Genomic DNA, 11,002 nt, shown 5'->3' with positions numbered 1-11,002 from the left:
GTCAATAAGCGGAGGCGTACGGGGCATACTCGCGCTCTCCGGAGGGGAATACCTGCTACACGATGCTGACGGCCACTCAACTGGACTTCGGCCAGGCACCCCTACCTGAGTACCGGCCCTCGAAAGACATTCCGACCAAATGGCTTTCTTTGGAAAAGCTAACTAGCCTCTCCGTATGCCCTACGATCCGTCTGGTCCAGACGCGCGTCCAAACGCAAATGCAGCCCTTGACAGGAGCCGGTGATGCATAAGGAACCCAACGTGACCGAGGGCACTGTAGGCGAACAACAGCGGCACCGGATCCACCCTGCGTGGATCGTCGCCGCCGTCGCCTTCCTCGCGCTGGTCGGCGCCGCCGGTTTCCGGGCCGCGCCCGGCGTCCTCATGGTCCCGCTACAGCAGGAATTCGGCTGGTCCACCACAGTGCTCTCCGGCGCGGTGAGCATCAACCTGGTCCTCTTTGGGCTGACTGCACCGTTTGCCGCGGCACTCATGGAGCGCTTCGGCATTAGGAAGGTGACGGCCCTTGCCCTCTGCTTGATCGGCCTGGGCAGCGCCCTCACCGTGCTGGTCAACCAGTCATGGCAGATCCTGTTGACGTGGGGCGTGCTGATCGGCCTGGGCACGGGATCCATGGCGCTGGTGTTCGCGGCAACCATTGCCAACACGTGGTTTGCCAAAAGCCGCGGACTGGTCATCGGCATCCTGACGGCAGGCAGCGCCGCCGGGCAGCTCGTGTTCCTTCCCTTTATCGCAGTACTTGCACAGGACCCCGGCTGGCGGGGAGCCTCGCTGCTGATTGCCGCCGGTGCGCTGGCGGTAGTCCCGCTTGTGCTGCGCTGGCTCAAAAACTCGCCGGCCGACGTCGGCGTCCTGCCCTACGGTGCTGAACCAACCCAAGCCGAACCGACCCACCCTAAGTCAGGCGAAGCAGGGGCGTCCGCGGAGAGGATGACGGCGGCAGGCCCCCCACGCGTCAACGCCGCCGTCCAGGCGCTGCAGGTGCTGAAGCGCGCTAGCAAGGTCCGCACGTTCTGGGCCCTCGCCGCAGGATTCGCCATCTGTGGCGCGACCACGAACGGCCTGATCGGCACGCACTTCATTCCCTCGGCCCATGACCACGGCATGCCGGAGACGACGGCGGCCGGGCTGCTGGCCGTCGTCGGGATCTTTGACATCGTGGGCACCATCGCGTCCGGCTGGCTGACCGACCGCTTCAATCCAAAGGTGCTCCTGGCCGTCTACTACCAGTTCCGCGGCCTCGGCCTGCTGGTCCTGCCGCTGCTGCTGGGGTCCTCGGTCCAGCCGAGCATGGTGGTGTTCGTTGTGGTCTACGGCCTGGACTGGGTGGCCACGGTTCCGCCTACCGCCGCGATCTGCCGGCGCGTCTTCGGGGACGACGGCTCGGTTGTCTTTGGCTGGGTTTTTGCCGCCCATCAGCTTGGAGCCGCTGCGGCAGCTGTCCTTGCGGGCGTCATCCGTGATGCGACCGGCCACTACACCTACGCTTGGATCGGCGCCGCGGCCATGTGCACCATTGCCGCCGTCATCAGCGCCACAATGCGCAAGGACGCGGCCCTCCGGGAGCGGGATCCTGTAGCCGCCCCCGTGAAGTAGGCCCCCTCAAACCGCTAGCCGACGGTGCTCACCGCCACTTCGGCACGGGGCGTCTTTGCGTAGTCGGTCGGGTTGACCTCGTAGGCGTGCGCGTCGAGTTTCAAGGCCTCCTCGTTGACTTCCTTCAGCTGGGCGTCTGTTAGCTGCTCAATTTTTTCGAGGTCCAGGGTCTCCCGGTTATCGCCGCCCTCGGCTGTAACTTTGACCAGTCCGGTGCCTGCCGAATAGTACTTCCGCTGGTGGCCCACTGCCGGTTCCAAAGGGTTGTGCTCATCGATTACCAGCACATCGTCGTAGCAGCCGGCAGCGACGCACACGGATTGGTGTTCCTCGAAGACTTTTCCGCAATCCAGGAAGTTGACCGCGGGTGCGTGGGCCTGGACATATTCAGGGGTTCCCGTGCGGGGCTGACCCTGCATGGCAATACCGGCCTGGGTCCCGGAACTTCCGTGAATAAACGTATTTGGAGCTCCGATGAATGTACCGTTCTCGAATTCCTCCGGATATTCCCCGAAGAGCCACACTGTTCCGGTCTCCGTCTGTGCAAAGAAGGCTAGCTCGGATTCGACCAGCTCCCCGTCAGCGTAGTCCCGGTCCCACAACACCTGCGTCTTCACCCCGTCTATCACCTTGGTCAGGCCGGTCACCGTGTGGGTGACGATCCGTTCCGTGGTTCCCTCGGCGTTCTCGACCTGGCCTATGGTGGTGATCACCGTCCCGGGCTTCAGCGGAAACCATTGATTGTCGATCTTAGGGGAAGCCGGGAAAGCGGCGCGATCAAAGTTGATCGCCGAGCCTGGTCCACACAGTCCTGCTGCGTCCGTGGTGGCTGTCGGAGACGTAGTCTCCGACAGCCCTGTCGGGGACTCCGTGGGCGAGGCCGTTTCGGTTGTCGTTGCGGTGGTGGTGGAACCGGGAGAGCCAGGAGCGCCACAGGACGCCATTGTGGCCATTGCTAGAAACAGCGTTAATGCAGTGCCGAACGCTGTTTGTCTTCTTTTTGGCTGGAACATCTGCGTTGCCCTTCATCGTTGGAATTATTGGATTCCAGCGGCTGCGGCGGAGGCCAACCATGGGACATGAGTGGGCAGCGCTGGCGAAACCGCGCTGGGACCTTGGGGACGTGCCAACGACCCTCAACGGGGGCGCGGATTAGGGGTTTCTCGGGGCGACTCACCGAGGAACGACTAGTAGATGCACTCAGCCTCCTGACCCTGAGACCGTTGCCAAATCCGAACGAGGTTAGCAGAATGATGGACCTATTTCGCCGGTTTGAGAAGAGGGGGAGCAGGGGATTTCCTAGCGGAACGCCTGCAAGCCCGTGATGTACCGCCCGAGGATCAGGGTGTGCACTTCATCCGTCCCCTCGTAGGTGCGTACCGATTCCAGGTTGTTCGCATGGCGTAAGGGCGGATAGTCCAGCGTGATGCCGTTTCCGCCCAGGATCGTTCGGGCTTCCCGGGCGACGGCGAGGGCTTCCCGGACGTTGTTCAGCTTGGCCAGCGAGATCTGTTCGGGCCGGAGCTTGCCCGCGTCCTTCAGCCGTCCCAGATGCAGGGCCAGCAAGGTACCCTTCTGGATCTCGACGAGCATATTGACCAGTTTTTCCTGGGTCAGCTGGTAGCCCGCCAGCGGTTTGTCGAACTGGAGCCGCCCAGTCGCATACTCCAATGCCGCCTCGTACGAGTCCCGGGCAGCCCCCATTGCACCCCAGGCGATGCCATAGCGGGCTTCGTTGAGGCAGGAAAACGGTGCCCTTAGCCCCAGCGCTGCCGGGAGCAGCGCCTCAGGACCCAGCCTCACGCCGTCGAATGTCACATCGCATTGCACCGAAGCACGCATGGACAGCTTGGGTTCAATGGGCGTTGCCACCAGTCCCGGTGTTCCTGCGGGCACCAGGAAGCCCCGGACGCCGTCGTCCGTCATCGCCCAGACCACAAGGACGTCTGCCAGGGAGGCCAGGCCGATCCAGCGTTTGGCGCCATCGAGGACCCAGCCGGCGTCGTCACCTGTTCCGTCGCGGCGCGCCGTGGTGGTCATCGACGATGGGTCCGAACCCGCCGTCGGCTCCGTCAATGCGAAACAGCCGATCAGCTCGCCCGCCGCCATTCGCGGCAGCCATTCCTCTTTTTGTTCCTCCGAGCCCCATTTGTGAATGGCGGTCATGGCCAAGGATCCCTGCACCGAGACAAAGGTCCGGATGCCGGAGTCGCCGGCCTCAAGTTCCAATGCCGCTAGCCCGTATTCGACGGCGGTGCGTCCGGGGCAGCCGTAGCCGGACAAGTGCATTCCCAGGACGCCAAGCTCGCCGAGTTCAGGGGCCAGCTCGCGGGGAAAGACGGCCTCTTCATACCAGCTGGCGATGTTGGGCCGAATGCGCTGGTCCGTGAAGTCCCTTACCTTTTCCCGGAGGGCAAGTTCCTCCTCGGAGAGCAGCGCGTCCAGGTGCAGCACGTCCGACGAACCGGGGGCGCCGCTCATGCCCGAACCTGCTGACCCGGAGCAGGCTGCGCCCGAGTGAAGTAACTGCGGGTGGAAGGGGCGAAACGGCAGACGATGGCGAGGACCACACCAACGGCCAGAAGCAGTACACCACTCACGAACGATCCTCCAATGCCAAATATCTGTGTATCACCGTAGGCCGGATCCCACATCTGCACAGCCGAAATGAAGAAGGCGGCCGTGAGCGCGAGGGCGCCCAACAGCGGGAAGATGCCCCGGAACCACAGGTTCCGCGGGGACTGGCGCAGCGTGAAGCGGAAGTACCAGACGCAGGCGAAGCCCGTCAGCGCATAGTAGAAGGCGATGAAGAGGCCGATTGAGCTGATGGAATCGGCCAGCAGGTTCTCGCTCAGAAGGCTCATGGCGACGTAGTAGGAAACGGCGACGACGCCCATGACGGTGGTGGAGAAGCCGGGGGTCTGATTCCGCTTGTGTACTTCGCCGAACTTCGGCGGGAGGGCCCCATGGACGCCCATGGACAGCGTCCCGCGCGCCGTGGGGAGGATGGTCGCCTGGGTTGAGGACAACACAGAGGCCAGGACGGCGACGACGATCACCCAGCCCCAGGGGCCGAGCACCACGTCCTTCATGGCCACGAAGACGTCGTTGGAGTTGCTGCTGTTGCCCAGCCCGATTCCCTCCGTGCCCGCCGAGGCGTACATCATGACCAGGAGTGCGATGGAGACGTAGATTGCCACCAACAGGACGGCCGAGATGACGGCACCCCGGCCAGGCGTGCGGGAGGGGTTCTCTGTCTCCTCATTGAGGGCAAGGCACGTGTCCCAGCCCCAGTAGATGAAGAGAGCCAGGAGCGCGCCCTGCACTACGGCACCCGGGTCGGCAAACGCGCCGGCCGGATTGAACCATTCGAAATCGAAGGGTTGGATGATGGTTTCCCCATCGAGGGTTTGACCGCCGGGGGTGGCGCTGGCGATCCCGATGATGATCGCGAGGGCGAAGATGCCCAGAGAGACATATTGGATGTACGTCAGGACCCGCTGGACATGTTCGCCGAGGCGGATGCCGCGGTAGTTCACCACAGTCATGAGGGCTATGAAAAGCACGCCCGTGGCTGTGACGAGGACTGCATTCTCTGCCAGGGAGCCGTCGCCCACCAGCAGCCAGACATACTGCCCCGCAACCTGGGCCAGATTGGCCAGTACTATGGTTCCCGCCAACGCCACGCCCCAGCCGCCAAGCCATCCCGCCCAAGGCCCAAAAGCACGCCGCGACCACGTGAAGGTGGTGCCGCAATCAGGCATGGCGCTATTGAGTTCCCGAAAGGCGAACGCGATGAATAGCACCGGAATGAAACCCAGCACAAGGATCAGCGGGGTGTAGTTGCCGTTGACTGCGACGATCAGGCCCAGCGTCGCCGCCAGCGAATAGACGGGAGCGGTTGATGCCAGGCCCAGCATGACAGAGTCGCCAAGGTCCAGGATTCCTGCGCGCAGGCCCTTCCGTGGCACTGCCGCGGCACCGGAGGGCCCTTGGGCCGGCGTCGATGTTTCCGTGCTCATAGTGCAATTCCCCGTTCTGCAGCTGTTGTTGCCCTGGCCGCGCTTAGTGGCGCCGGCGCATCAATGGTGTTCGGGACGAAACGGCAGAAGTAGTCAGTGACGGGACCGTCGGATTCGCGGATGCCGCAGCCCACCGACTCACCGTCTACAACCCACAGGCCCAGGACCGGGTGGTTGCCGTCGAAGTCCGGAAGGGCATGGTACTGCTGGTAGCACCAGCCTTCACGCCCGTATTCGCCTGGCTGCTCCAGTTCGATCCCCGGGGCATGGATCCTGATGTTGTCGCCCTCCCTGCCATGCAGGGGCTTGGCCACCCACTCGTTCAGGGGGCCCGGGTCACCTAGATATGCCGGCAGCAGGTTCGGATGCCCGGGATACAAATGCCATAGCGCGGCGAGGAGCGCCTTGTTCGACAGCAGCATCTTCCAGGCAGGCTCCACCCACCGTGGATTGTGGGCGCGTTCCAGGAGCCGGTGCCCGAAAGGCTCCTTCATCATCACTTCCCACGGGTACAGCTTGAAGATGGTGCTGATCATGAAGTTGTCCAGGTCCACGAACCGCTTCAGATTGGGGTCCCAGCCGATATCGGACATGTTGATCCCGATAGTGGTCCAACCGGCCTGGTCGGCCACGTCCCTCATGTAGGCGGCGGTCATCCAGTCTTCACCGGACTCCTCGGCTTCCGAGTGGGCCACGTGAAGGGTGCTCATGCCCGTGCGGTACTGAAGCTTCCTCCATTGGCGGATCAGGGCTTCGTGGATGCCGTTCCACTGGTCTTTCCCGGGGAAGACGTCCTGGAGCCAGAACCATTGGGCGATGGCTGCCTCAATCAGGCCCGTGGGGGTGTCCGCGTTGTACTCCAGCATCTTCGCCGGGCCGCCCTGCCCGTCATAGATGAAATCGAAGCGGCCATAGATATCCATGTCGCCGGCCTGCAGGGACTCCGCCGCGAGTTCCAGCGCCTGTTCACCAATTCCAATGCCGCCCATGGCCCCGCTGGCCAGGAACCTGGCTGCTTCCAGGCACATGAGGTGCATCTCTTCGGCCGTTTTCTCGAGGGTTTCCACCTCGCCCATGCTGAATTCGTAGTAGGCGGTTTCGTTCCAGTATTCGATCTTGCGGCCGTCGGGCATCGTTGTGGTGGAAAACACCAGCCCTTGTTCCTCTATCTTTTTCTTCCAGTCCGGCCGGGGTGTCGAGGACAGTCTCTTCACCCCTAGCCCCCCGAAATCTTTCCGCCGCCACCGCCGCTGGTGCCGCTCTTGGCGCTGCCGCCGAAGCCGCCACGGCTCACTGTGCCGCCCTGGGTGCTATAGCCGGTGGACGCCTTGGCGTCCGAGGGAAGTGTCCTTGTATACGTGGAGTTGTTCGGGATCGTGCCGCGTATCGGCGGGACGGCAGTGCCCCGCGCAAAGAAGTACCAGGCATAAGCACCGGACCCACGGCCTTCGGAGCTGCCGCAGTTGACGTCTTCCACCCGTTCACCGGTTTCGTCGTTGAAGCACACCTGCGCATAGTCGGGTTCTTCATTGCTTGCAACGATCGCGGTGATGGTGCCCGCCAGCAGGGCAGTGACGCCGAGGCCGACGACGACGGTACGGCGCTGGGAACGCTTCTTCCGGTGCTCAGCCTCCTTCGCGCGCTCGCGGGCAAAGGGGTCGACGGCGGGTATGGGCTCCTTGAGCAGGTCCGGGCGTAGCTCTGGTTTGGGAACCTGCCACGGTGGGGGCTTCGGCAAGTCCTGGGCGTCTTCCGGGACAGACCCCTTTTCGTGCCGCGAGCCATCGTCGGGCCGCGAGCCATCGTCGGGCCGCGAGCCGTCGTCGGGCCGCGAGCCGTCGTCGGGCCGGGACTTTGGCGTCCCCTCCTGATCGTGGTTCGGGTCCATGTCATCCCCCTGGACTGACAGTGAAGAATGGCTCCGGACACTGCCGTAGTCGGATTACTGATGCAAGCCTAGTACCTGCCTAGCTGCGCGGACACGGACAATATCGGCTCGTCGGAACGGCGGATGCGAGCGTGCCAGAATTGAGCCATGGCCGCAGGGGAAAAGAACTCCACCGGGCTCCAGCTCCCCTCAGTGCGGGGTATCGGCCGGGGCCGGCTGATCATGGGCATGGTGCTTGCCCTCCTCCTGCCACCCGGCATCGAGGTCCTGGTCACGCTGGTCGGCTACCGGAACTTCTCCATCATCCTGCTGCTTCAGCTTGCGGTTGCTGTTGCGGTGGCGGCCATTGGAGGGCTGTGGCCTGCAATCGTTGCCGCCGTTCTGGGCAGCCTCCTGCTGAACTACTTCTCGGCCGATCCGGTGGGGTCGCTCTCCATCGCAGACCCCTCAACGCTCTTTACCCTAGTCATCTTCCTGGGGGTCGCCGGCGGGGTGGCGCTCGCCGTCGGACTGGCCAGCCGAAGGGCACAGGAGGCCGCATGGTCCAGCGCGGAGGCCACAGCGCTCAGCAGCCTGGCACTGCAGATCCTGCGTTCCGACGGCACGCTCGAGTCGTTCCTGGACAAGGTCCGGATGAGCCTTGGGATGGATGCGGTCACCCTGGTGTCGACGCCGCCGCCGCAGCCACTGGCTTCGAGGCCGCCCGACTATCCCGCCGCAGAGGCGGACTGGAGGGTGCTGGCAACCTCGGGTAACAATCCGCCCGTCACCCGCGCTGCCGCAGACCACACTGCCGTCGTCGACCCCCAGTACACGCTTCTGCTGAACGGCGGGCCGTTATCCGGACAGCAGCGCCGCATGCTTGGGGCGTTCGGGGCCTATGTGGTGGCTCTTCGTGAGCGCCAGCAACTGGCGGAAAGCCGCCGGGACAATCTGCGCCTCAGCGAGGGCAACAAGATGCGTACCTCCATCCTGCGCGCCGTCTCCCACGACCTGCGGACGCCCTTGGCCGGCATCAAGCTCGCCGTCAGCAGCCTTCGGCAGGAGGACGTCACCTTTGCGCCGGAAGATGAGCGGGAACTCCTCGCCACGATCGAGAACTATGCGGACCGGCTGGATCACCTGGTTGACAACCTGCTGGATATGTCCAGGATTACCGCCGACGCCGTCAACCCGCTTCTCGACGGGATTGCCTGGCAGGACGTGCTTGACGAGGCGCTGAGAGGGGTGCCGGCCGAGCGGGTGCGCAACGAGTTGCCGCCCAACCTTCCGCAGGTTGAAGCCGACGCTGGGATGCTGGAGCGCGTGGTGGCCAACATCGTGGAGAACGCGGTGAGGTATGCTCCCGACTCCGACATTGTGCTCACGGGGAGTTCCGGCGCCGGGATCACGGTAGGATCCAGGCCGGCCGGCGAATTACGGATCATCGATCACGGTCCAGGTCTCGACCCCGCCGTTCAGGCGGATATGTTCAGGCCCTTCCAGCGCCGGGACGATGCGCCGGGGGGAAGCTCAGGCCGCAGAGGAGACGGTGGAATAGGCCTGGGCCTGGCCGTGGCGAAGGGCTTTACGGAAGCCATGGGCGGCACGCTCACTGCCGAGCCCACGCCCGGGGGAGGCCTGACAATAGTGATTACCCTGCCACTTTGGACAGGTCACGGAGCAGGTTCCGGCGCCGATACCGAAACAGCATCCGGCATCGGGGCCGGGGGTACCGCATGAGCGTAGTGCTGATCGTTGAGGACGAAGCCCAGCTGGCACGCGCCATGCAGATCAACCTGCAGGCCCACGGCTATCGGGCAGTGACAGTGGGCAAGGGCCGCGACGCCTTAAAGGCGGCCGCGACGCAGCCTGTGGACATTGTGGTCCTTGACCTCGGGCTGCCTGACATGGACGGCGTGGACGTCATCCGCGGACTCCGTGGCTGGAGCACCATGCCCATCATCGTCCTGTCGGCCCGCCATGCCTCCGAGGACAAAGTGGAAGCCCTCGACGCCGGTGCGGACGACTATGTGACCAAGCCCTTCGGCCTGGACGAGCTGCTCGCCAGGCTGCGGGCGGCCTCCCGCAGGGCAGAGCCGAGGAACGAATCTCCCACGGTTGCCACCGCCGGTTTCGTGATGGACCTCGCCGCCAAGAGGGTGGTCAAGGGCGGCAAGGAGGTGAGGCTCACCCCCACAGAATGGAGCATCCTGGAGATCCTGGTACGAAATCCGGGCCGGCTCGTGACGCAGCAGCAGCTCCTTACGCAGGTCTGGGGGCAGGCCTATGCCAAGGAAACGCAGTACCTGAGGGTTTACGTCGCCCAGCTGCGGCGGAAGCTTGAGGAAGATCCTTCGGTTCCACGGCACCTGCATACAGAAGCCGGAATGGGCTACCGCTTCGATCCCTGAGCAGCGGCAAATAGCGGATTTTGCCTTCGACCCGGGCCCTGGCGTCCGTAGACTGTTGCCATGGATACCGCAAAAGTGATCGCAGTCTGCCGCGTCCACCAGCTCCTGGAAGATGACCAGGGCCGTGTGGGCGTGACTGCCATCGACAAACGCCCCGTAGAAGGTCCTGTCAAGGTACACAAACTGGGGCTCCACGGAGACGTGCAGGCAAACCGGGTCCATCACGGCGGCGAAGACCAGGCGCTCTACGCCTACTCACAGGCGGATGCGGACTACTGGCAGGAGCAGCTGCAACGGGAGCTCCCTCCCGGGATCTTCGGTGAGAACCTGCGCGTCAGTGGCATCGACGCCACAGGCGCCGTCATCGGAGAACGCTGGAAGATCGGCCTGGACGTGGAGGTGGAAGTTACTTCGCCCAGGGTTCCTTGCGACACCTTCCAGCGGCGCATGGGCGAGCCGCAGTGGATCAGGAGGTTCACCGAGGCCGGGAGGGTCGGTACCTACCTGCGGGTGGTTAAGACCGGGACCATCGAGGCAGGCGACCACATTCACCGCCTCTTCGTTCCCCGGCACGGAATCACTGTGGGCAAATGGTTCAGCGATCCCACTCCCGAAGACGTGCAGACCCTGCTCGACGCCGAGGCCGACGGTGAGATCCGCCTGCAGCCCGAGTACCGCGAAGAATTCGAGAAGGTGATGCGGCGCTTCGGGGCAACAATCTAGCTCGGGCGCCACTCCAAGGGCCCCGGCCGTGTGCAGGCCCCCCAAACGGGACCTGTGTGCGCAAGGTCACCGCCGTCGTCGACCCTCTGGTCAAGGGCACGTTGATCCGTGCCCTACAATGGATATATCCCCCACTCCGGAAATCCCTTTTTCCTGCCCAATTTTTGAGGCAGGACTGGCAAGTGTTGGGGCCCGCAACTGTGCGCGGGCATTTTCATAGGGAGAGCCGGCTGAAGAAAACGCTGTACAGACTGCTGGGATAGCAGCCAAGAGATGCAGCGCGAAGTCCTGCCGTGGGATTGCGACAGCGCCGGACTTCTTGCAAGCAACCAGGCATTATGCCGGGTCAGCTGCAACCT

10 protein-coding genes are annotated in these 11,002 nt (G+C 63.9%); 4 read left to right on the top strand and 6 right to left on the bottom strand.

The window, feature by feature from the left end:
• The first annotated feature begins 243 nt into the window (after positions 1 to 243).
• On the top strand, positions 244 to 1,617 hold the full coding sequence (locus J7E82_RS13325) for an MFS transporter (protein WP_214863385.1): 1,374 nt from the start codon (positions 244 to 246) through the stop codon (positions 1,615 to 1,617).
• Between the two features lie 14 nt (positions 1,618 to 1,631).
• On the opposite strand, the gene J7E82_RS13320 is transcribed toward J7E82_RS13325, so the two are convergent.
• The 6 genes from J7E82_RS13320 to J7E82_RS13295 all read right to left on the bottom strand — a co-directional run bounded on the left by J7E82_RS13320 (position 1,632) and on the right by J7E82_RS13295 (position 7,527).
• Positions 1,632 to 2,330, bottom strand: a complete 699-nt coding sequence (locus J7E82_RS13320) for a hypothetical protein (RefSeq protein WP_308113807.1) — start codon at positions 2,328 to 2,330, stop codon at positions 1,632 to 1,634.
• A gap of 64 nt (positions 2,331 to 2,394) precedes the next feature.
• Positions 2,395 to 2,646: a hypothetical protein gene (locus tag J7E82_RS13315; protein WP_214863469.1), complete on the bottom strand. Its 252-nt coding sequence runs from the start codon at positions 2,644 to 2,646 to the stop codon at positions 2,395 to 2,397.
• A gap of 270 nt (positions 2,647 to 2,916) precedes the next feature.
• The gene (locus tag J7E82_RS13310; RefSeq protein WP_214863383.1) at positions 2,917 to 4,098 is read right to left on the bottom strand and encodes an acyl-CoA dehydrogenase family protein; all 1,182 of its coding nucleotides are present in this window, start codon (positions 4,096 to 4,098) and stop codon (positions 2,917 to 2,919) included.
• A complete protein-coding gene (locus tag J7E82_RS13305) occupies positions 4,095 to 5,639 on the bottom strand; it encodes an APC family permease (RefSeq protein ID WP_214863381.1) in 1,545 nt (514 codons plus the stop codon). The genes J7E82_RS13310 and J7E82_RS13305 overlap by 4 nt, the downstream gene beginning before the upstream one ends.
• Positions 5,636 to 6,853 (bottom strand): glutathionylspermidine synthase family protein, encoded by a 1,218-nt coding sequence (locus J7E82_RS13300; RefSeq protein ID WP_214863379.1) that lies wholly within the window; start codon positions 6,851 to 6,853, stop codon positions 5,636 to 5,638. The genes J7E82_RS13305 and J7E82_RS13300 overlap by 4 nt, the downstream gene beginning before the upstream one ends.
• A 2-nt stretch (positions 6,854 to 6,855) precedes the next feature.
• Entirely contained in the window at positions 6,856 to 7,527 is a 672-nt protein-coding gene (locus tag J7E82_RS13295) for a Tat pathway signal protein (RefSeq protein WP_214863377.1), read from the bottom strand.
• 147 nt (positions 7,528 to 7,674) lie between these two features.
• Here J7E82_RS13295 and J7E82_RS13290 point away from each other — a divergent pair, with 147 nt between their 5' ends.
• The 3 genes from J7E82_RS13290 to J7E82_RS13280 are packed head-to-tail and all read left to right on the top strand — an operon-like array spanning position 7,675 to position 10,643.
• Positions 7,675 to 9,249, top strand: a complete 1,575-nt coding sequence (locus J7E82_RS13290; RefSeq protein ID WP_214863375.1) for an ATP-binding protein — start codon at positions 7,675 to 7,677, stop codon at positions 9,247 to 9,249.
• A complete protein-coding gene (locus J7E82_RS13285; protein ID WP_214863373.1) occupies positions 9,246 to 9,920 on the top strand; it encodes a response regulator in 675 nt (224 codons plus the stop codon). Before J7E82_RS13290 ends, J7E82_RS13285 begins: the two co-directional genes overlap by 4 nt.
• A 60-nt stretch (positions 9,921 to 9,980) precedes the next feature.
• The gene (locus tag J7E82_RS13280; RefSeq protein WP_214863371.1) at positions 9,981 to 10,643 is read left to right on the top strand and encodes an MOSC domain-containing protein; all 663 of its coding nucleotides are present in this window, start codon (positions 9,981 to 9,983) and stop codon (positions 10,641 to 10,643) included.
• Positions 10,644 to 11,002 lie beyond the last annotated feature (359 nt).

This window comes from Arthrobacter sp. ISL-30, from assembly GCF_018613855.1.
In the GTDB taxonomy this organism is placed as follows: domain Bacteria; phylum Actinomycetota; class Actinomycetes; order Actinomycetales; family Micrococcaceae; genus Arthrobacter.
This window is presented reverse-complemented; position numbering and strand designations above follow the sequence as displayed.

Bases quoted from the DNA above. Each gene is read 5' to 3' on its own strand.
- J7E82_RS13325 (WP_214863385.1), top strand. From the start codon at position 244: ATGCATAAGGAACCCAACGTGACCGAGGGCACTGTAGGCGAACAACAG.
- J7E82_RS13315 (WP_214863469.1), bottom strand. From the start codon at position 2,646: ATGAAGGGCAACGCAGATGTTCCAGCCAAAAAGAAGACAAACAGCGTT.
- J7E82_RS13310 (WP_214863383.1), bottom strand. From the start codon at position 4,098: ATGAGCGGCGCCCCCGGTTCGTCGGACGTGCTGCACCTGGACGCGCTG.
- J7E82_RS13305 (WP_214863381.1), bottom strand. From the start codon at position 5,639: ATGAGCACGGAAACATCGACGCCGGCCCAAGGGCCCTCCGGTGCCGCG.
- J7E82_RS13295 (WP_214863377.1), bottom strand. From the start codon at position 7,527: ATGGACCCGAACCACGATCAGGAGGGGACGCCAAAGTCCCGGCCCGAC.
- J7E82_RS13290 (WP_214863375.1), top strand. From the start codon at position 7,675: ATGGCCGCAGGGGAAAAGAACTCCACCGGGCTCCAGCTCCCCTCAGTG.
- J7E82_RS13285 (WP_214863373.1), top strand. From the start codon at position 9,246: ATGAGCGTAGTGCTGATCGTTGAGGACGAAGCCCAGCTGGCACGCGCC.
- J7E82_RS13280 (WP_214863371.1), top strand. From the start codon at position 9,981: ATGGATACCGCAAAAGTGATCGCAGTCTGCCGCGTCCACCAGCTCCTG.